Source organism: Pseudoflavonifractor phocaeensis, assembly GCF_038439875.1.
GTDB lineage: Bacteria > Bacillota > Clostridia > Oscillospirales > Oscillospiraceae > Vermiculatibacterium.
Genome location: NZ_JBCDMT010000002.1, coordinates 443,555 through 464,247 on the forward strand (window position 1 = coordinate 443,555; position 20,693 = coordinate 464,247).

Annotated in this window: 15 protein-coding genes; 12 read left to right on the top strand and 3 right to left on the bottom strand. The window is 62.7% G+C overall.

From position 1 onward, the window contains the following. The first annotated feature begins 205 nt into the window (after positions 1–205). Positions 206–3,253 (top strand): S-layer homology domain-containing protein, encoded by a 3,048-nt coding sequence (locus tag AAEU42_RS04150; protein WP_342232269.1) that lies wholly within the window; start codon positions 206–208, stop codon positions 3,251–3,253. A 77-nt stretch (positions 3,254–3,330) separates the two neighbouring features. Here the strand turns inward: AAEU42_RS04150 and AAEU42_RS04155 are convergent, their stop codons facing one another. Then, positions 3,331–3,702, bottom strand: a complete 372-nt coding sequence (locus AAEU42_RS04155) for a hypothetical protein (RefSeq protein WP_342232270.1) — start codon at positions 3,700–3,702, stop codon at positions 3,331–3,333. 379 nt (positions 3,703–4,081) lie between these two features. Between AAEU42_RS04155 and AAEU42_RS04160 the strand changes: the two genes are divergently transcribed. After that, positions 4,082–7,441: an S-layer homology domain-containing protein gene (locus AAEU42_RS04160; protein ID WP_342232271.1), complete on the top strand. Its 3,360-nt coding sequence runs from the start codon at positions 4,082–4,084 to the stop codon at positions 7,439–7,441. Positions 7,442–7,509: 68 nt separating this feature from the next. Here AAEU42_RS04160 and AAEU42_RS04165 read toward each other — a convergent pair whose 3' ends face one another. After that, on the bottom strand, positions 7,510–7,884 hold the full coding sequence (locus AAEU42_RS04165; protein WP_342232272.1) for a hypothetical protein: 375 nt from the start codon (positions 7,882–7,884) through the stop codon (positions 7,510–7,512). Positions 7,885–8,234: 350 nt separating this feature from the next. Between AAEU42_RS04165 and AAEU42_RS04170 the strand changes: the two genes are divergently transcribed. The 6 genes from AAEU42_RS04170 (at position 8,235) to AAEU42_RS04195 (ending at position 13,452) form a co-directional block, all read left to right on the top strand. After that, positions 8,235–9,527, top strand: a complete 1,293-nt coding sequence (locus AAEU42_RS04170) for a UDP-N-acetylglucosamine 1-carboxyvinyltransferase (protein WP_342232273.1) — start codon at positions 8,235–8,237, stop codon at positions 9,525–9,527. Between the two features lie 76 nt (positions 9,528–9,603). Next, a complete protein-coding gene (locus AAEU42_RS04175; RefSeq protein ID WP_342232274.1) occupies positions 9,604–10,389 on the top strand; it encodes an MBL fold metallo-hydrolase in 786 nt (261 codons plus the stop codon). Between the two features lie 4 nt (positions 10,390–10,393). Beyond that, positions 10,394–10,876, top strand: coding sequence for a 23S rRNA (pseudouridine(1915)-N(3))-methyltransferase RlmH (gene rlmH / locus AAEU42_RS04180; RefSeq protein ID WP_342232275.1), 483 nt, complete (start codon positions 10,394–10,396; stop codon positions 10,874–10,876). 16 nt (positions 10,877–10,892) lie between these two features. After that, entirely contained in the window at positions 10,893–11,162 is a 270-nt protein-coding gene (locus AAEU42_RS04185; protein ID WP_342232276.1) for a putative signal transducing protein, read from the top strand. Positions 11,163–11,180: 18 nt separating this feature from the next. Continuing rightward, positions 11,181–12,908 (top strand): phospho-sugar mutase, encoded by a 1,728-nt coding sequence (locus AAEU42_RS04190; RefSeq protein WP_342232277.1) that lies wholly within the window; start codon positions 11,181–11,183, stop codon positions 12,906–12,908. A 148-nt stretch (positions 12,909–13,056) separates the two neighbouring features. Continuing rightward, positions 13,057–13,452 (top strand): hypothetical protein, encoded by a 396-nt coding sequence (locus AAEU42_RS04195; protein WP_342232278.1) that lies wholly within the window; start codon positions 13,057–13,059, stop codon positions 13,450–13,452. Between the two features lie 81 nt (positions 13,453–13,533). On the opposite strand, the gene AAEU42_RS04200 is transcribed toward AAEU42_RS04195, so the two are convergent. Continuing rightward, positions 13,534–16,659, bottom strand: a complete 3,126-nt coding sequence (locus tag AAEU42_RS04200) for an S-layer homology domain-containing protein (RefSeq protein WP_342232279.1) — start codon at positions 16,657–16,659, stop codon at positions 13,534–13,536. Between the two features lie 320 nt (positions 16,660–16,979). On the opposite strand from AAEU42_RS04200, the gene AAEU42_RS04205 reads away from it, so the two are divergent. The 4 genes from AAEU42_RS04205 (at position 16,980) to AAEU42_RS04220 (ending at position 20,682) form a co-directional block, all read left to right on the top strand. After that, the gene (locus AAEU42_RS04205; RefSeq protein ID WP_342232280.1) at positions 16,980–17,273 is read left to right on the top strand and encodes an XRE family transcriptional regulator; all 294 of its coding nucleotides are present in this window, start codon (positions 16,980–16,982) and stop codon (positions 17,271–17,273) included. A 1-nt stretch (position 17,274) separates the two neighbouring features. After that, on the top strand, positions 17,275–18,525 hold the full coding sequence (locus AAEU42_RS04210) for a PBSX family phage terminase large subunit (protein WP_342232281.1): 1,251 nt from the start codon (positions 17,275–17,277) through the stop codon (positions 18,523–18,525). A gap of 25 nt (positions 18,526–18,550) precedes the next feature. After that, entirely contained in the window at positions 18,551–19,693 is a 1,143-nt protein-coding gene (locus tag AAEU42_RS04215) for a serine/threonine protein phosphatase (RefSeq protein WP_342232282.1), read from the top strand. A 68-nt stretch (positions 19,694–19,761) separates the two neighbouring features. Next, entirely contained in the window at positions 19,762–20,682 is a 921-nt protein-coding gene (locus AAEU42_RS04220; protein WP_342232283.1) for a hypothetical protein, read from the top strand. The last annotated feature ends 11 nt before the right edge of the window (positions 20,683–20,693 follow it).

A 20,693-nucleotide genomic window follows, 5' to 3' on the forward strand; every position in this document is an offset into this window, starting at 1 on the left:
TTCCCCCGCCATTTTGTCAACCAAAAAGTCTACCACCACAACAAAAAGGGCCGTGAAGCTGTGCTTCACGGCCTCTTTTTGCCTTTTCAGCAACTTATTCTTAATCCCCAGGGGCGTTATACGCCCCTAAAATATCCGTAAATGCCTAAAATTACGGGTCTTTTCGGGGAATAACCCCCCGCCAAAAACAGAAGGAGGAATTTCCATGAACAACCTCAAGCGCGTTCTCAGCTTGGGCTTGACTGGCGCCATGCTCTCCGGCATGATGCTCGTCGGCGCCTCGGCTGCGAGCAAGGATTTCACCGACGCCGATGAGATCCAGAACAAAGAGGCCGTCGAGGTCATGTCCACTCTGGGCGTGCTCAAGGGCAAGGACACCGGCGCTTTCGACCCCGCCGGCACCGTGACCCGCGCCGAGATGGCCAAGATCATCTGCGTTATGCGCAACGGCGGTGTGGACCCCACTCTGGGCACTTCCAGCAACCCCGTTTACACTGACGTCAGCAACCACTGGGCCCGCAGCTACATTGAGTACTGCTCCAACCTGAACATCATCGCTGGCCAGGGCGACGGCACCTTCAATCCCGACGGCCAGGTGACTGGCGCCGCCGCCGCCAAGATGCTGCTGGTGGCCCTGGGCTACGACTCCGACGTGTTTGGCTTCACCGGCATCGACTGGGAGCTGAGCGTCAACCTCCAGGCCAACGACGCCAAGCTGTACGACGGCATCCGCTCCATCGACACCTCCGCCGGCCTGTCCCGTGACAATGTGGCCCAGATGGCTTACAACGCCCTCGAGGCCAAGATCATGGACCGCAGCTTTGACAAGGTTGCCTCCTCCGGCGAGATCAGCTACAACTACTTCAAGAGCGACGAGTCCTTCCTGAACAAGTACTTTGACGCCAAGATCTTTGTGGGTACCTTTGAGGGCAACCACAACATGGGCATGGGCGCCAAGGATGAGGTTCGGCTCAATGGCCGTCTGGACACCGACGACGGTGTGACCGCCGGTCAGCTGGACCGCAACGCCGACTTCCCCGCTGACCTGGACATCGCCAACATCGGCGAAGAGTTCAAGGTCATCTTCAAGGACGGCAAGGGCGGTGTCGCCGGCAAGCCCGACAAGAATGACACCATCTACGGCATCTTCAACACCAACGCCGTGACCGTCTACGACATCACCAAGGCCGACCTGCAGGACGCCGGGGCTACTAACCTGGCCAAGGGCAAGATCAAGTTCAACGACTCCCTGTACGACGTGGCCGCTCTGGCCGCCGACGGCGACGTGGCCATCGTGACCAACTACGGTGCCGTGGCCGACGTGGACGCCGGTGATATTGATACGGCCACCAGCAACAACCAGGCCGCCGGCTGCACCGCCGCTGAGTTCGCCACCTATATCAACACCGCCGTCAACGGCCTGCGGGTTCGTTCCGCCGACCGCATCAAGTTCGTGACCGACAGCGACAGCGGCAAGATTGTCAAGGCCTATGTGGAGACCTGGGATTACTCCAGCGTCACCTCCCTCAACGACAAGAAGGTCCAGCTGGAGGGCATCGGCTCCAAGAACCTGGAGGACGTCAACTTCATCGATGAGGTGAAGGAAGACGACCTGGTGGCCGTGGCTACCTTCTACGGCAACGTGGCCGAGACCCAGATCAAGAAGGCTGAGACTGTTCAGGGCAAGGTCGAGGCCAAGGACGGCACCAAGCTGCGCATCGACGGCACCTGGTACAACCAGGCCGCCAACACCGAGAAGCTCAGCGACTATGACAATACCATGACCTACACTGTGGGCAACGAGTACAAGCTGGTCCTGGACGGCGGCAAGTACTACGTGGGCGGCAAGACCGTTTCCGCCACCGTGAACTACGCCATGGTCCTGAAGGCTTCCCAGGGCATCAACGACCAGGTGAAGCTCCTCAAGGAGGATGGTACCACCACTACCTATACCATTAACTCCGACTCCAGCATTAAGTACGGCGACACCGTAAACGGCGTGGCTATCACCGCCAGCATGGCTGAGTCCGCTGCCGTCATGGTGAAGTATGAGCTGGTGAAGAGCGGCTCCGAGGTCAAGATGAGCGCCGTGGACGCCGTGACCGACGATGTCGCCGCTGGCAACCTGCACACCTTTAACAAGAACACCAAGACTCTGACCGTTTATAACAACACCACCCCCACTTCCACCCTGGCTGCCAACGACGCCGTGGCTTTCGTCTACGCCAACGCCAAGTGGAAGGTCTACAATCCCAACACCATCGGCAATGTGACCGCCAGCAACAACACCAAGGCCTTCTACACCAAGGACAGCGGCAAGATCGTGGCCTTCGCCCTGACCTCTGACTCCACGCCCACCGGCTCCGGCGACGCCACCGCTTACGGCTATGTCACCGGCGTGGTGTACACCAAGGACAACGACGACAACAACGTGGTCGAGCTCTCCGTCTGGGACGGCGAGGAGACCCAGACCGTCGTCGTGGACGGCTCCACCTCCCCCGCCGCCAAGGGCGACTTCATCCAGTACACCGTCAGCTCTGCTCCCATTGGCAGCGGCGACGTCACCAGCGGCAGTAACGCCACCGTGAAGGTGAAGGAGTACGACACCAGCCGGAACCTGGTCGTTACCACCACCGGCAAGTACAGCGTCTCCGGCGAGCTGGTCGGCGGCAGCGACACCATCTACAAGATGGATAAGGACTCCAAGATCATTGGCGTGAAGGTGGACGGCACCAAGTCCTCTACCGCCAATGCTATCACCACCTACACCAAGATCTCCGGCGAGGACTACAACAACGCCCACATCATCTACGAGGTCGAGGACGGCACCCCCGTGATTAAGGCCATCTTCGTGGATGAGGACAACAACATCGACGGTGCCGGCAACGCTGGTGCGACCGTAACTGTGACCGCCGCCGCCAACGTGACTGTCGCCGCTAATGGGCAGACCGCCACTATCTCCACTAACAAGACTCAGGCCATTGCCGGCGAGACCATCACTTACACTGTGACTGTTTCTGGCAATGCCTCCGCCGACGGCAAGCTGACCTTTACGGCTGGTACCAACTCCACCGTGGTCGTCGATGGGGCTACCGTGGTCTCTGGTGATGCCACTGCCTTTGATGGTAACAACGTCAACTTTGACGCCACCGAGGGCGCCGGTGCTGTGATTACCTTCACCGCCACCGTGAATGATCCCGCAGTTGACGTGGCCGCTCCTACCTTCGCTTTTACTACCGGCCACGCCTCCTGATTTCCAGCAATCCCTGTCAGTGACATCCTACAAAAGCACCGGCCCCGGGAATATCCCGGGGCCGGTGCTTTGCCTATTCAGCGGAAGGCCAGATAATAGTAGGTCTGTCCACCGCTGTTGGTCATAAAGTGGCTGTTCTGATCATATCGGACGATAAATCCGCCCTCTGACACCTCGAAAGCACGGGACGCCCCTCCCTTCAGTGCCAGACCGCCGTAGTAATAACTGATGTCCCGCATGGTGCCGTAGCTGTCGCACAGCACCACCGCCTTTGGGATAAAGCCCAGCATGATTTGCCGCTCATTTGCTCCGTTGCCAATATAACTGCCGCACACCACCCTGGCGGCGTCATCCAGTGCTTCAAAGTTCTCGTTGAACTCCTCCCTTAAAAAGTCGTCGCCCGCCTCCCATAAATGCAGCCCAAAGCGTTCCGTCTGATTCTGTGACACATCCATTCCCCCTTCTTCCTCTTGGGCAACAGACCATAAAAGTGCCATCAATCCGCCCCTACTTTCTCCAAGGCCCAACTGCGCCCCTCTCCACAAGAGTTGCCCAAGTCTACCAAAAGTCAACCACAAAACCCGCCCAAACCCTCTGAAACCAAGTCATTCCACCGTTTTCCTCCGCCATTTTGTCAACCAAAAAGTCTACCACCGCAACAAAAAGGGCCGTGAAGCTGCGCTTCACGGCCCTTTTTTGCCCCTTCCGCAACCTTTTCTAAATCCCCAGGGGCGTTATACGCCCCTAAATCCCTGAAAAAGCCCGGAATTCCAGGGTTTTTAGAGGTGCAAAACCGAACCTTGTCAAAAAACAGAAGGAGGAATTTCCATGAACAACCTCAAGCGCGTCCTCAGCTTGGGCTTGGCTGGCACCATGCTCTCTGGGCTGATGCTGACCGGCGCCGGAGCTGTGGGCACCAAGGACTTCACTGATGTCAAGGATATTGAGCACAGTGAAGCCGTGAACACGATGGTGTCCCTGAACATCATCAACGGCAAGGACGACGGGTCCTTCGCTCCCGAGGAGACCGTCACCCGCGCCCAGATGGCGAAGATGATCACCATCGCCCTCCACGGCGGCAAAGAGCCCGTCCTGGGCACCAAGACCATCCCCACCTACACCGACATCGGCAACCACTGGGCCGAGAGCTACATCGAGTACTGCTCCAGCCAGAAGATCATCTCCGGCCAGGGCGACGGCACCTTCAACCCCGACGGCTCCGTCACCGGCTCTCAGGCCGCGAAGATGGTGCTGACCGCCATGGGCTACGACGCCACCGTGTTCAACTTCACCGGCGTGGATTGGGAGATCAACGTCAACGGCGTGGCCAACAAGCCCGAGAACGACCTGTACGAGGACCTGGACGGCCTGAACCCCGCCGAGCCTCTCAGCCGTGACAACGCCGCCCAGCTGATCTACAACGGCCTGCAGGCCGAGACCATGCAGATGGACCCCAACATGTCCATCACCAATGGCGAGATCACCTACCAGTACAAGAAGAGCGGCAAGACCATGCTCAAGGAAAAGTACAACGTGGACATCTACGAGGGCGTTCTGATGGCCACCGGCGAGTATGATCTGACCAGCCGGCTGGAGACCAACAGCTCCGACGCCGCCAACAAGGACGGCTTCGTGGTGGATGTTGACGCCGTCAACGGCAAGAGCCGTGAGCAGGCCAACGTCCACGGCGAGTACTTCAAGGCCAAGGACACCGACCTGACCGAGTACATGGGCCAGTACGTGAAGGTCCTGTACAACGACAGCAAGGACACCCTGTTCGGCGTGTACCCCGTCGTTAAGAAGAACAACGTGGTCGTCACCGACGTCACCAAGGTCAGCTATCCCAGCAACGAGACCAACAAGGTGAAGATCGACGGCGAGCTGTATCCCTACGAGACCGGCTCCTCCACCCTGACCTTCATCAAGGACATGGGCGCCGGCTCCCGTACCGACACCTACAATGACCTGAGCAGCAGCACCGCTACCGACCGGGTATTTGCCGATAAGGTCACCTTTATCGACAACGACGGCAACGGCAAGTTCGACGTGGCTCTGGTCCACACCATGGGCGTGGCCGAGGTCACCTTCATGAGCTCCACCGCCGTGACCCTGTCCAACCAGTCCAGCGCCCGCGGCACCCTGGGCACCATGAAGACCCTGTCTCCCAAGCTGGAGGACATCATCTATCCCGATGATCTGGCCAAGGGCGACTATGTGGTCACCACCCGTAACTTCTACGCCAACAAGGACGAGCTGACCAAGGTCGAGAAGGTCACCGGCGCCAAGGTCTCCGGCGTGAAGGTCTCCGGCAACGCCCTCAACCGCGGCGCTTCCACCTACACCGACTTCCAGGTGGAAGACGGCTGGTTCACCGTGGCTACCGGCTACACCATGCCCACCACCATCAAGTCCGGCTCTACCATGGACTACGTGGCCGTCAACGGCGTTATCTACTACGCCAAGCTGACCTCCGCCGCCACCGGCTCCAAGGACGTGGCCGTCATCTATGATATGTCCTATGGCGCCGCCAACACCTTTAATTCCGACACCCTCCAGGCCAAGATCATCCTGGCCGACGGCACCAAGAAGACCGTCACCGTCGCCAAGCTGTACGATGATATCGACGGCAATGATTACGTTGACCTCGACGGCAACCACACCTTGGGCGACACCTATAAGGAAGAAGCCTTCATGGGCCGCGTTGTGACCTATAAGGTGAACAACGACGGTGAGTATGAGTTCACTCTGCTGACCAGCAACAACAAAGCTGGATATGACAGCTATGCTTATGGCGCTGCTGTCACCACGAGGGACAAGGACAACACCATCGGCGGTGTGATCGTGGATGACGATGCCGTTATCGTGCTCTATGCTGCCACTGACGACACGGTCATTTCCAACGCCAACCCCAGCGCCTCCCTGTCCTCCAGCACCGTCTCTGCTTCCGCCACTGCCGTGAAGGTCATCAGCGGCAAGGAGTTTAAGTCCATCAACAACGACGCCTCTGGCGCCACCAAGTACTATCGTTTTGACGACGACAACGCTGCTACCGCTTTGATCGGCCGGGATTCTGACGGCTTTAACCGCGTCCGCGTGGCCTCTGTCGCTGTCATCGCCAACGCCAACACCTCCTCCAACATTTACGGTTATGATACCACCTCCTCCGTGAAGGATTGGAACCTGGGCGTGTTCACCGGCAGCAACTACGGCTACCTGGTAACCTCCTCCTGGACTGAGAATGTGGACGGCACCGCCTACAACGTCTTCAAGTTCTGGAACGGTTCCGAAGTCATCACCATGCGCGAGAAGGACTCCGTTGACGCCAAGCTGCCCGCCCGCACCGTCATCGCCTATGACGTGGTGGACGACCAGACCATCAAGAACGTGACCACCTCCGGTATCACCACCGGCGCTGTCCAGGCCTATTCCAGCAGCGCCAGCAAGGTCACCCTGGGCGGCTCCTCTCCCTCTTCCGGCACCGAGTACAAGATCACCAACCAGACCGTGATCCTGAACATCAACGACGCCGACAAGACGGGCGTTGAGGGCAACAGCATCGCTCTGGCCAGCAGCATCAACTACCCCGGCACCGATACTGTGGCCGCCTACATTGAGAACTGCTACTACCGCACCAGCGGCGATGAGGTGGACGTCATCGTCATCGACGTGAACAAGAACACCCTTAACTCCGTTACCGGTCTGGCCACTGTTGAGGGTTCCCTGAACCTGACCGACGGCGTGGGTATCAACAACAGCACCATGAAGATCGGCGTGCCCGCCGCTACCTCTCTGGCTGCCGGCAACATCACCAATGTCCAGACCCACGTCATGGGCCTGTTCAGCAACGCCGTCACCGTGACCATCGGCACCTCCGGCGGCAACTGCGCCACCGCCGTTGTCACTGGTCCCGACGGTGTGGGCGTGACCTACTCCCTGGTGGTCGCGTTTGACGCCAGCGCCAAACTTGCCTCTCTCGGCGTGTCTGCTGACTCCCTGACCAATCTGGCCAGCGCCCAGTCCGTGGCCGATGCCACCCTGACCGCTGCCCACGCCGCTTCCGTGACTGTAACCCTTAAGACTGACGCGAACACCAACGGCAACCCGGATGCCGGCGATGTCGTCACCGTGACCTACATTGCCCTGAACGGCGATGTGATCACCGCTTACGACATTACCGTTGGTGCCTAAAAACCTGATGCACAGTTAATTTCTAGGCAAAGAAGCACCCCCGCCGTGTGGCGGGGGTGCTTCCTCTTTTACCGGACGGCCAGATAATAGTAGCGCCTGTCCGTCTCGTTGGTGAACACATACTGCCTGCCGATAAAAACCGCGAAACCCTCCTCCGTCACCTGAAGGGCCACGCCGCCGTTGTGGGCGTATCCGTCGCCGCCCGGTACAGCCACGGCGGCGTACCCGCTGCTGGTATTCCCCCGGCTGGTGACCAGGACCAGACGGGGCTGGAACCCCAGAGTGATGCTCTGACTGGATGCCCCGTCCCCGGTGTAGGTCCCGGTCACCGCCTCCGGGACGGCGTCCAAAGCCTCAAAGTTCTCATTGAATTCCTCCCTCAGAAAGTTGTCCCCCGGCTCCCACAGGTGGAGCCCGTACCGCTGGGTCCTGTTCGCTGCCATATCGCATTCCTCCATTCCAAACAGGGGGCCCGCGGACGGAACGTTGCTCCCTTGGGGCAAACTGTTTTTCCGGGGGAGCTCTGCGCCCAAACGGGATATTATTCCGCCGTGTCCCGGGCGACGGAAATCGATATGATCCGGCCCATATCTTCGTTTGATTTCCACAACCATGTGGAAAGTTTGGAAAACATCTTTACTTTTAAAAGGCCTCGATGCTATAATAACAATGTATTTCTGCGTGTATCCGCGGAGAATTGGACACAATAGGAATGACCGGTCGTCTCTTGCCGGTCTGATACAATAGCCGCCGTCCTGGTGTGGGACCTGCGGTAAGGATCGAGGGTGCAGCTTTGACAAAATATGTGATCAACGGCGGGAAACCGCTTTACGGCGCCGTGGACATCTCCGGCGCGAAAAACGCGGCTGTGGCGATTTTGCCCGCGGCCCTTCTGGTGAACGGCGTTTGCCGTATCGAGAACATTCCCCAGATCAGCGACGTGACGCTGATCCTGAACATCCTTCAGGAGTTGGGCGCGGACGTGAGAACCATCAACCGCACCACGGTGGAGATCGACTGCTCCCGCATCCGCAACGCCAAGGTCCCCGACGCTCTGGCCCGGAAGATCCGGGCCTCCTATTATCTCATCGGCGCTCTGCTGGGCCGGTTCGGCTCCGCGGAGGTGCCCCCTCCCGGCGGCTGCGACTTCGGCGGCCGTCCCATCGACCAGCACATCAAGGGCTTCGCCGCCATGGGCGCCGAGGTGGACGTGAAGGGCGGCCTCATCCGGGCCGTGGCCAAGAAGGGCCGCATGGTGGGCACCACCGTCTACATGGACATGGTCTCCGTGGGCGCCACCATGAACATCATGCTGGCCGCCACCCTGGCCGAGGGCACCACCATCATCGAAAATGCCGCCAAGGAGCCCCACGTGGTGGACCTGGCCAACTTTTTGAACTCCATGGGCGCCTCCATTATGGGCGCCGGCACCGACGTCATCAAGATCCGGGGGGTGAGCCACCTCTCCGGCGGCTCCTATTCCATCATCCCCGACCAGATTGAGGCGGGCACCTACATGGCCGCCGTGGCCGCCACCGGGGGCGAGGTGCTCATCCAGGGGGTCATCCCCAAGCACCTGGAGTGCATCACCGCCAAGCTCATCGAGATGGGGGCCGACGTGGAGGAGCTGGACGACGCCGTCCGGGTCCGCCGGACCCAGCGGCTCATCCGCACCAACGTGAAAACCCTGCCCTATCCCGGCTTCCCCACCGACATGCAGCCCCAGGTGGCCGCCTGCCTGTGCCTGGCCGACGGCACCAGCGTCCTCACCGAGGGCGTCTGGGACAACCGCTACCGCTACGTGGACGAGTTCCGCCGCATGGGGGCCCAGATCCAGGTGGACGGCAAGGTGGCCGTCATTGAGGGCGTGAAGCAGCTCACCGGCGCCTGTGTGGAGGCCTGCGACCTGCGGGCCGGGGCAGCCCTGGTCATCGCCGGCCTGGCCGCCCAGGGTACCACGGAAATCAGCCAGATCCGCCACATCGAGCGGGGCTACGAGGACATCGTGCGCAAGCTCTCCGGCATCGGCGCCGACATCCGGGTGGTGGTCACCCCCGACGAGGCCAAGGCCGCCCAGGTGGGTTAAAAGAAAATCGGAACAGCAAGCCCGAAAGCGGCGGCGTGACGCCGCCGCTTTTTCCATACATAGAAGGAGCGATTCTTTGGAAATCCATACGTTAGCCAGCGGCTCGTCGGGCAACTGCCTGCTGGCCAGCGCCGGCGGGGCCCACGTGCTCATCGACGCCGGCATCTCCTGCCGCCGCGTCACCACCGCCCTGGCCGCCCTGGGCGTGCGGCCCGAGGAGCTGGCGGGCGTGCTCATCACCCACGAGCACACCGACCACGTCTCCGGCCTTGCCACCCTGACGAAAAAATACGCCCTGCCGGTGTACACCAGTCCCGGCACCGCCCGGCGGCTGTGCTACCGTATCGCCGCCCTGGAGGACCTGGTCCGCCCGGTGGCGCCGGGAGACAGCCTGGACATCGGCCCCTTCGGGGTGGAGACCTTCCCCACCTCCCACGACGCCGCCCAGCCCATGGGCTTCGCCCTGACCCACGGCGGACGGAAGGCGGCGGTGGTCACCGATCTTGGCTACGTCACCGACGAGGTGCGCTCCGGCGTCCAGGGGGCCCACCTGCTGGTGTGCGAGGCCAACCACGACGTGGATTGGCTGGAGTCGGGGTCCTATCCCTACTATTTAAAGGCCCGGATCCTGGGCAGCAAGGGCCATCTGTCCAACGAGGCGGGGGCCGCCCTGGCCTGCTGGTGCGTGGAGGCGGGGGCCGCCACCGTTCTGCTGGCCCATCTCTCCGCAGAGAACAACACCCCCGCCCGGGCCCTCCAGGTGACCCAGGACGTGTTCCGCCGGGCGGGCATCGACCCGGAGCGGGACGTGGTCCTGTCCGCCGCACCCCGGGGGGAGCTGTCCCCGGCCTATTCGGTGTGAGCCTATGATGGATGTACAAATCATCTGCGTGGGCAAGCTGAAGGAGAAGTTTTACGCCGACGCCGTGGCGGAATACCGCAAGCGGCTGGGGGCTTACTGCAAACTCCAAATCACGGAGCTTGCCGAGGAGCGGCTGCCCCAGAACCCCTCCCAGGCCCAGATCGACGCCGCCCTCCAAAAGGAGGCCGCCGCCATTCGAGGGAAACTGCCCCCCAATTCCAGTATCATAGCCTTGTGCGTGGAGGGGAAGCTGCGCTCCAGCGAGGAGCTGGCGGAGCTGGTGGAGACCTGGACCCACAACGCGGCCAAGCACCTGGTGTTCCTCATCGGCGGCTCCTACGGCCTGGACGGGGCCCTCAAGAGCGAGGCGTGGGCCCGGCTGTCCATGTCCCCCATGACCTTTCCCCACCATCTGGCCCGGGTGATGCTTTTGGAGCAGCTCTATCGGGCGTTTAAGATCAACGAGGGCTCCAGCTACCACAAATAAAAGGGGGACGAGCGTCATGGGCGTGGAAAATTGGCCCGTCGGGCCGGACGGCCAGCCGGAAAAAGCGGTGTTGTTGGACTGTGAGGCCGATTTCGCGGCCTTCGGCGGGATCACCCTGTCCAAGCTGGAGGCATTCGGTATTCCCGTGTTCACCAACCGCCCCGATCTGGGGGAAATGTCCTTCCTGTACGGCGGCAGCTCCATCACCGGCATCCAGTTTTTTGTCCCGGAAAGCCGCCTCCAGGAGGCGAAAGAGCTTTTAGCCCCGGCGGAAGACGCCGAGTAAAATAAAGGAGGAAGTACAATGACGTACCAGGATACTTACCAGAAGTGGCTGGATTCCCCCGCCCTCAGCGCCGGTGAAAAGGCCGAGCTGAAGGCCATCTCCGGCGACGACAAGGAGATCGAGAGCCGCTTTTTCGCCCCCCTGGAGTTCGGCACCGCCGGACTGCGGGGCACCATGTGCGTGGGGCTGCACAATATGAACGTCCACGTCATCCGCCACGCCACCCAGGCCTTCGCCGAGGTCATCCTGGCCGAGGGGCCGGAGGCGGTGAAGAAGGGCGTGGCCGTCTGCCACGACTGCCGCAACCACTCCCGGGAGTTTGCCGAGGAGGTCTGCGCCGTCATGGCGGGCAACGGCATCCCCAGCCGCATCTTCGACGCCCTGCGCCCCACCCCCGAGCTGTCCTTTGCCATCCGGGAGTACGGCTGCACCGCCGGGGTGAACGTCACCGCCAGCCACAACCCCAAGGAGTATAACGGTTACAAGGTCTACTGGGCCGACGGCGCCCAGCTCCCCCCCCACCACGCCGACGCCATCGCCAAGAAGATGGGGGAGATCGACATTTTCGACGGCATCAAGCGCATGGACTATAACGAGGCAGTGAAGCAGGGCCTCGTGACCATCATGGGGGCCGAGACCGACGAGGCCTTCCTCACCCAGGTCATGGGCCAGGCCACCGACAAGGCCGTGGTGGCCAAGGTGGCGGACCAGTTCAAGATGGTCTACACCCCCTTCCACGGCACCGGCTACCAGCTCATCCCCGAGGCCTTGAAGCGCCTGGGCATGAAGCATGTCCTCTGCGTTCCGGAGCAGATGGTGCTGGACGGAAACTTCCCCACTGTGGCCTCCCCCAACCCGGAGAACCCGGAGGGCTTCGCCCTGGCCGTGGCCCTGGCCGACAAAGAGGGAGCCGACTTCATCCTGGGCTCCGACCCCGACGCCGACCGGGTGGGGCTGATGGTCCGGGACCACACCGGCAAGTTCATCCCCCTCTCGGGCAACCAGACCGGCGTGCTGCTGCTGGACTACGTCATCGGCGCCAAGAAGCGCATGGGCACCCTGCCCGAGAAGGCCACCGCCCTCAAGACCATCGTCACCACCGAGATGGCCCGGAAGGTGGCCGAGGTCAACGGCGTCAATATGTTCGACACCTTCACTGGCTTCAAGTTCATGGCCGAGAAGAAAAACGCCCTGGAGGCCTCCGGGGAGGGCAAGGTCATCTTCTCCTACGAGGAGAGCTACGGCTATATGATGGGCGACTATGTCCGGGACAAGGACGCCGTCACCGCCGCCCTGGTGGCCACCGAGATGGCCGCCTGGTACTACGACCGGGGCATGACCCTCTACGACGCCCTCCAGGAGCTCTACGCCAAGTACGGCGATTACGCCGAGAAGACCCTGAACCTGGTCATGCCGGGCCTGGACGGCCTGGCCAAGATGGCCAAGCTCATGGCCGACCTGCGGGAAAAGCCCCTCACCGAGATCGCCGGGGTGGCCGTCACCCGGCGCAAGGACTATTCCACCGGCATCGAGGAGGACCTGGTTGCCGGAACCAAGTCCGAGATGGAGCTTAAGGGCTCCAACGTTCTCAAGTATAAGCTCTCCGACGGCACCGACCTGGTGGTCCGCCCCTCGGGCACCGAGCCCAAGGTGAAGGTCTACATCCTGGCCCAGGGGGCCGGCAAGGCCGAGTGCGCCGAGAAGGTGGCGAAGTACGAGGCTTGGGCGGAGACGCTGAAGGGCTGAGAATACGGACAAAAAACAGGCTGTACCGAACGGTACAGCCTGTTTTTTTGCCCTCGAGGCGTGGTGGGGCCTTGGGGGAACTGTGTGACGAAAAAGGAGCACTTTGCCTGTGCTCCCGCCCCCCTTGGAAAGGGAGGAATTTAACTTTATGTCAACCAATCAAACAGCAAGCTACGGCCTACACCTCTGGGAGCCGGGGGACAACTTTCTGCGGGAGGAGTTCAACGAGAACTTCGCCGCCCTGGACGCCGCCGCCTGGGTGGTAGTTGGTGCCTACGTGGGCGACGGAGCGGCCAGGCGAAACATTTCCCTGGACTTTTCTCCCAAAGCAGTGCTGGTCGTCAGTCAAGATGGGGCTATGGGCGGAGGATATTCCTACTTTGGCGGCCTGGCCCTGGCGGGGCACCCCGCCCAGCGGGGGGAAAATATTATCGTGGAAACCGCGGCGGAGGGCTTCATCGTCCACAGCCGCCAGATCGGCGCGTCCTACCATGTCTCTGCCAACGACGAGGGGCTGGTCTACCACTATCTGGTCCTGCGGTGAGGGGACGAAAGGACCCCCGGACGATTGCTCGTCCGGGGGTCCTTTTTACCTTACTGCAGTGTGAGTGTTTGTGTGGATCGATTAGGAAGCACTGGCAGTAACGGAGGCGGTGGGCGTGCCGCTCACCACAAAGGTACCGCTGGTAGCAGTGGCAGCGGTGTCGATGGTGATAGTCAGCGTGGTACCCGCCAGGGAAGCGGAGCAGTTGGTGCCGGTGGTGGTGTTCACGGTGGCGCTACCCAGGTTGGCCAGAGCCACGGTGATGGTGCCGGCCTCAATGCCGGCGGCGCCGGCGGCGGGAGTAGCCACGGTCACAGTGAAGGAAGTGCTGTTGCCAGCCAGAACAGTGGCATCATTGGCGGTCACAGTGACCTCAGCGCCCTTGATAGTAGCCTTCGCAGCACCGGTCATGGCATAGCTGGTGGTACTGCCGAAGTTGGTAGTAGCCGCATTCTTGCCGGAGCCGTATTTATCCAGGTTGGCCTTGCCGGAGGTCTCCACCAGGATGGCGTCGACGATGCCGTCGTCATCGGTGTGGAACACCGCGTTGGCGTAACCGGTGGAAGCGTCAAAGGCGCCCACGCCGACCTCTTCGCCAGCCTCGTTGTCCTTGGCGTTGACGTAGACGATCTTCACGTCCTTGTCCACGGTGATGGAAGCCATGGTGCCGGTAAACTCGCCGGTGACAGAGGGACGGGCCAGGTCGGTGTAGTAGGTCAGCAGGCGGTTGGACTCGTTGTAGTCCTTCACGGCGACGATGTCACTCTTGGCCTGAGCGACACCGGTGGCGGTCACCAGGTGGGTGATGTCGCCGGTGCTGTTCTTGACGCCGTCGTTGCCGGTGTACTTGGTGTCAGTGGCCTCGTCGAACATGACCAGGTCGCCGGCGGCCAGGGTGCTGGCGTCGTCCACGTTGACCACAACGTCCTCATCGCGGCCCACGGCCACGGTGTACTGGTAGTAGGTGTCGTCGTTCAGGGTACGGGTGCCATTGTAGCCGGTGACAATGCCGTACAGGGTGTCGGCGGTGGAGCTGCCGGGCTTGGCGGTCAGCACCATGTAGGCGGCCACGGCCTGGCCGTCCTTCAGGTAGTAGGCGACCTTCACGCCGTTGGTAGCGGTGTTGTTAATGTTGCCCACGCCCCGCATATTATAGGCGAAGAAGTCCTCGCCGGCGTCCCAAGTGCCGTTGGCGTTCTTATCCACCAGGATAAAGAGGGCGGCGTCGGAGGAGGCCACGGCGGTGAGCTTAGCGGAATAGGTCAGGGTCTTGGCGGTCTTGTCCCAGACCCTGGCGTTGCCAGGAGTGCCAGCGGCATCCGTAGCGGTGATGGGGGTGGCGGCGCCGGAGTTGGCAACCTGGCCGGCCACACTCTTAAGCTTAATGGTGCCGTTGGAGATGGAGGAGTACTCCACCAGGGTGCCGGCGGGCACGTCGCCAAGGGTCACGGCGTTGCCGGGGGACTTCAGGGAGTCCTTGTGCAGGTTCAGGGTCTGCTCGGTGCCGTCAGGCAGCAACACGCTGACCTTGATGGGGTCCATGGTGGAGCCCAGAGTGCCGGTAGCGCTGCGCTCGGTAATCATGGCGTACTTGCCGCCGGTCTGGTCAATGGACTGCACAGCAACGGCCATGCCGTTGACCAGGAACACCCGGACGGTGTCGCCGATGTTGCCGGAGGCGGGAGCGGTGATGGCGTCGTCGGTCAGGTTGGCGATGGCGGCGGGCTTGCCCTCGATCTTGTAGGTGGTACCGTCCACAACCACGTTGACGTACAAACCGCCGTCCTGCTTATAGCCGGTCAGCTCGCCCTCGACGGACTCGGTCTTGGTCACGGTGAAGAAAGCGTCGTCCTTGTTGGTGTCGTAGAAGCGGGTGTAGGCCACCACGTCGTCCTTGGCAATGCCCTCGTAGATGTCGTTGTCCTCGATCTCGATGGCGCCGACGCCGGAGATGGTCACCTTGGAAGAGGTCACACCGGAAACCTTGCCGGCGTAATACTCAGTGATGTAGGCGGCGTTGATCTTGCCGTCCTCGTTGGTGACGAACTTGATGGTGTCCACAGACTGGAACTTCAGAACGGAGCTCTGAAGGGTAGCGGCGTTGGTGTAGGTCGTGGGCGCGTCGGTAATGTAGTTGACCACGACCTCAACACCGTTGGCGGTGTCGATGTCGTACTTTACGCCGCCGAACTTGATCTTAGTGGTGCTCTCGGCGTCCTGGATGTCAGCCTTAGTCACCTCATAGACAGTGGTGGTGCCGGTGTTGAACACGCCGTAGATGGTGTCCTTCTTGTCGGGCTTGTTGGCGGAACCGCCCTTGCCGTCCTTGAAGATGATCTTGACTTCCTCACCGATGTTGGTGATGTCCATGTCGGAGGGGAAGGTGGCAACGGTCTTGGGGGACTCGGCGGTAGCGTTGTCCAGCTTGCCGTAGACGGCAACCTCGCCCTTGTTGCTGGAGGCGCCGGAGTCGTAGTTGCCGGTGTAGGTGCCGATGAAGGTGTGAGCGTCGAAGTACTTGTTGAGGAAGGACTCCGTGGTGCTCAGCTCATAGTTGTAGCTGATCTCGCCGTTGGACTGGACCTTGTCGTAGGTCTTGTTCATGACCTTGGCGTCCAGGGCGTTGTAAGCCATCTGGGCGGCATTGTCACGGGACAGGCCGGCGGACACGTCCACGCCCTTGATCTCGTCGTACAGCTTGGCGTTGCTGGCCTCACGGTTGACGTTGATGGACCAGTCGATACCGGTGAAGCCGAAGACGTCAGAGTCGTAGCCCAGGGCCACCATGAACATCTTGGCGGCGGCGGAGCCGGTGACGGTGGCGTCGGGGCCGAAGGTGCCATCGCCCTGGCCGGCGATGATGCCGATGCTGGAGCAGTACTCGATGTAGCTCTCAGCCCAGTGGCCCTTGATGTCGGAGTAGGTGGGAACGGTCTTGGTCCCCAGGGTGGGGTCCTCGCCGCCGCTGAGCATGACGCAGATGATCTTGGCCATCTCGGCCCGGGTGACGGTGCCGTCGGGGTCGAAAGCGCCGGTGTCCTTACCGGCGATGACGCCCAGAGCGGCCATGGAGTTGACGGCTTCGACGTGAGTGATCTCGTCGGCGTCCGTGAACTCTTTGTTCGCAGCAGAGGCGCCGACCATCATCATGCCAGTGAGCATGGTTCCGGCCAGACCCAAGCTGAGAACGCGCTTGAGGTTGTTCATAGAAATTCCTCCTTCTGTTTTTGGCGGGTGAGCTATTTTTGGCAGAATTATGCAAGTATAACGCCCCTGGGGATTAAAAAAGGTTGCGAGAAACAACAAAAATGGCCGTAAAGCATAGCTTCACGGCCGTTTTTGTTGTGGTGGTAGACTTTTTGGTTGACAAAATGGCGGGGGAAAACGGTGAAATGGCTTGGGTTCAAAGGGTTTGTGCAGGGTTTGTGGTTGACTTTTGGTAGACTTGGGCAACTCTAGTCGGGATGGGTGTATCCAAACGGGCAACCGGAGAGGGTGGAACGGGAGGGGTGTGAGGAGGGGGATGGATGGAGGACCGGGAGGCGGTTTTGGAGCAGATCAGGAAGCTGGCGGAGATCCGGGTGAACGACGCGGTGCGGCTGGCTTTTCTTTCGGAGGAGGAGCTGGGGGCGCTGGACGGGCTGGACCTGTCCGCCGTGGCGGAGTTCAAGCGCAGCAGCGCCGGGACGGTGGAGCTGAAGTTCATCGACCGGCTGGCGGCGCTCCAATGGCTGCTGGAGCGGGCCGGGGAGGACCCCAAGGCCCGGCGGCTCTATGAGGCCCTGGAGGGGGCGGCCCGGCGGGAGCGGGAGGAGACGTAGGGTGGATGTGCGGGATTTTTCGCCCAAGCAGAGGTTGGTGCTGGACTGGTGGTGCGACGGCTCCCCCTGGCGGGACCGGGAGGCTATCATCTGCGATGGGGCGGTGCGCAGCGGAAAGACCTTCTGCCTGGGGCTGTCCTTTTTTTGCTGGGCCATGCGGCGGTTCAATGGGGAGCGGCTCGCCCTGTGCGGCAGGACGGTGGCCTCGGTGCGGCGGAACCTGTGGAGCCCATTGGCCCCCGTGCTGGGGGAGCTGGGCTTCTCGGTCCGGGAGCTGGTGAGCCAGCATCAGGTGCGGGTGGCCTTCGGGGGGCGGGAGAACACCTTTTATTTTTTCGGGGGGAAGGACGAGGCCAGCGGGGCTCTCATCCAGGGGATCACCCTGGCGGGGGTGCTGTTGGACGAGGCGGCCCTGATGCCCCGGTCCTTCGTGGAACAGGCCTTGGCCCGGTGCAGTGTGGAGGGGGCCAAGGCATGGTTTTCCTGCAACCCGGAGGGGCCGGAGCACTGGTTCTACAAGGAGTGGGTGCTGCGGGCCGGGGAGCGGAAGGCCCTGCGGGTGCGGTTCGCCATGACGGACAACCCCTCTTTGAGCCCCCAAGTGCTGGAGCGGTACCGCAGGAGCTTCCACGGGGCCTTTTACCGGCGGTTCGTGCTGGGGGAGTGGGCGGTGGCTGAGGGGCGGGTCTACGACTTCTTTGACGAGGCCATGGTGCGGCCGGTGCCCCCGGGGACCATGGAGGAGTGGCGGGTGTCCTGCGACTACGGGACGGTGAACCCCACTTCCATGGGGCTGTGGGGGCGGCAGGGGGAGGTGTGGTACCGGGTGGACGAGTTTTACTATGACGCCCGGCGGGAGGGGCGGCAGAAAACCGACCGGGAATATGCCGCCGACCTGGAGCGGCTGGCGGCGGGGCGGCACCTGCGGCGGGTGGTGGTGGACCCGTCGGCGGCCAGCTTCATCGCCTGCCTCCGGGAGGAGGGGTGGCCGGTGGCCCGGGCGGACAACGACGTGGTGTCCGGCATCCGGGTGACCGCCGACCTGCTGCGGCGGGGGAGGCTAGTCATCTGCGCCCCCTGCCGGGACGCCGTCCGGGAGTTCTCCCTCTACTGCTGGGACCAGCGGGCGGTGGGGGACCGGGTGGTGAAGCGGTTTGACCACGCCATGGACGACATCCGGTATTTCGCCGTGTCCCTGGAGAAGGGGGACGGGTACATCGGGGGGCTGAGCGTGGAGCGGACAGGCTGGTAGGCCGTTGGAGGGAGAGGTGCGGAAGATGAAATGGCTGGATCGGAAAAAAACGCCGGCGCCGCCGGTGGTGCAGACCCGGGAGGGGGGGCGGCACCCCTTCGGGATGCTGGATGGGTACGTCCCATTGGGGGACGGGGAGGTGGGGCTCTACCGGTGCATCCGGGAGGCGGTGCCCATCGTGGACGCCGCCGTGGGGAAGCTGGTGCGGCTGGCGGGGGGCGTGAGGGTTTCCGCCAGCGCCGGGCAGGAGGAGCTGGAGGAATTTTTGCGGAAGGTGGACACCGGGCGGGGGCAGCGGGGGATCCAGTCCTTTTTGGACTGCTATCTGGACTCCCTGCTGGTATGCGGCCGGGCGGTGGGGGAGATCGTGGTGAGCCGGGACCGGCGGGAGGTGGCGGCCCTGCTGTGCGCCGACCCGGAGCGGATCGTGCTCAAGGAGGGGGACAGCCCCCTGGACTTCGCCGTCTGCGCCCGGCGGCGGGACGGAAGGGTGGAGGAGCTGGAGGGGCAGGACTTGATCTTGTTCACCCCCTTCCAGCCCGAGGCCGACCACCCCTACGGGGTGTCCCTGCTGCGGTCCATGCCCTTTTTAGCGGGGATCCTGCTGAAGATCTACCAGGCCACCGGTACCAACTGGGAGCGGATGGGCAACGCCCGTTTCGCCGTGGTGTATAAGCCGGGGAGCGGGGACGCCGACTGGGCCAGGGAGCGGGGCGAGGAGATCGCCCGGGCGTGGTCCTCTGCCATGCAGGCCGGGAAGGGCGGGAACCTGCGGGACTTTGTGGCCGTGGGGGATGTGGACATCAAGGTCATCGGGGCGGACAACCAGGTGTTGGACAGCCAGGTGCCGGTGCGGCAGATTTTGGAGCAGCTGGTGGCCAAGACGGGGGTGCCCCCCTTCCTGCTGGGGCTGTCCTGGTCGGCCACCGAGCGGATGAGCGCCCAACAGGCCGATATGCTCACCAGCGAGATCACCGCCCTGCGCAGGGCGGTGACGCCGGTGGTAGAGCGGGTCTGCGAGACCTGGCTGCGGCTCCACGGCTACCCGGCCCGGGTGGCGGTGGACTGGGAGGACATCAATCTGCAGGACCTGGTGGAGGAGGCGAGAGCCCAGCTCTATCGGGAGCAGGCGGAGGGGCTGAAACGGGCGCGGGAGGGCGGGGCATGAGGGCCGCCCGCCGTCCCCCGGAGGGCTTTCGCGCCACAGGAAGGATTTGAGGAAGGAGAGCGGGAGAGATGAACATCATCAAGGAGGCAAACGCCGGAGGCGGGTGCGTGGTGGGCCGGGAGGATCTGGAGAAGATCAACGCCCTGGCCCGGAGGGAGCTGACGGCGGAGGAGGTGTACACCTTCACGGTGAAGCTCTGCGACAACGAGGTGGACCGGGAGTGGGAGCGGTTTTCCGAGGAGACCCTGGAGGGGCTGGCGGGGCTGTTCGTGGGCAAGAGCGGCCTTTTCGACCACAACTGGTCCGCCGCCGGGCAGACGGCCAGGGTCTATCAGACCGAGGTGGTGGAGGAGGCGGGGCGGGTGACCCGGGCGGGGAAGCCCTACCGCTATCTGAAGGGCTGGGCCTATATGCTGCGCACCGGGGCCAACGGGGACCTGATCGCCGAGATCGAGGGGGGCATCAAGAAAGAGGTCAGCGTGGGCTGCTCGGTGGAGCGGGCGGTGTGCTCGGTGTGCGGCCGGGGGCTGGACGAGTGCCACCACGTGAAGGGGCGGACCCACAACGGCAAGCTGTGCTGGGCGGAGCTGGAGGGGGCGGCGGACGCCTACGAGTGGTCCTTCGTGGCGGTGCCCGCCCAGCCACAGGCGGGGGTCATCAAGACCCTGGCCCCCACCCTCAAGGTTTTGGCGGGACAGGCGCCGGAGGCCCGGCGGGAGCTGGAGGCGCTGGAGCGGGCGGCCGTGCTGGGCCGGAAATACCTGGAGGAGCTGCGCCGGGAGGTGGCCCGGCTGGCGGCGCTGAGCCAGCCGGAGTTGGATGTGGAGGTGGTGGAGTCCATCGCCGGGAAGCTGGAGGAGGGGGAGCTGACGGCCCTGAGGACGGTGTTCCGGCGGCAGGCGGAGGAGCGGTGGCCCCAGGGGCCCAGGCTGTCCTACGCCAGGCAGGAGGAGGACGGGGACCGGGAGGACGGGGCCTTTTTGGTGTAAGGCCCGCCAAA

Excerpts from the sequence above, each read along its gene's own strand:
- AAEU42_RS04160 (WP_342232271.1), top strand. The coding sequence starts at position 4,082 with ATGAACAACCTCAAGCGCGTCCTCAGCTTGGGCTTGGCTGGCACCATG.
- AAEU42_RS04215 (WP_342232282.1), top strand. The coding sequence starts at position 18,551 with ATGAAATGGCTGGATCGGAAAAAAACGCCGGCGCCGCCGGTGGTGCAG.
- AAEU42_RS04205 (WP_342232280.1), top strand. The coding sequence starts at position 16,980 with ATGGAGGACCGGGAGGCGGTTTTGGAGCAGATCAGGAAGCTGGCGGAG.
- AAEU42_RS04200 (WP_342232279.1), bottom strand. The coding sequence starts at position 16,659 with ATGAACAACCTCAAGCGCGTTCTCAGCTTGGGTCTGGCCGGAACCATG.
- AAEU42_RS04150 (WP_342232269.1), top strand. The coding sequence starts at position 206 with ATGAACAACCTCAAGCGCGTTCTCAGCTTGGGCTTGACTGGCGCCATG.
- AAEU42_RS04190 (WP_342232277.1), top strand. The coding sequence starts at position 11,181 with ATGACGTACCAGGATACTTACCAGAAGTGGCTGGATTCCCCCGCCCTC.
- AAEU42_RS04220 (WP_342232283.1), top strand. The coding sequence starts at position 19,762 with ATGAACATCATCAAGGAGGCAAACGCCGGAGGCGGGTGCGTGGTGGGC.
- AAEU42_RS04165 (WP_342232272.1), bottom strand. The coding sequence starts at position 7,884 with ATGGCAGCGAACAGGACCCAGCGGTACGGGCTCCACCTGTGGGAGCCG.
- AAEU42_RS04195 (WP_342232278.1), top strand. The coding sequence starts at position 13,057 with ATGTCAACCAATCAAACAGCAAGCTACGGCCTACACCTCTGGGAGCCG.
- rlmH (WP_342232275.1), top strand. The coding sequence starts at position 10,394 with ATGATGGATGTACAAATCATCTGCGTGGGCAAGCTGAAGGAGAAGTTT.
- AAEU42_RS04185 (WP_342232276.1), top strand. The coding sequence starts at position 10,893 with ATGGGCGTGGAAAATTGGCCCGTCGGGCCGGACGGCCAGCCGGAAAAA.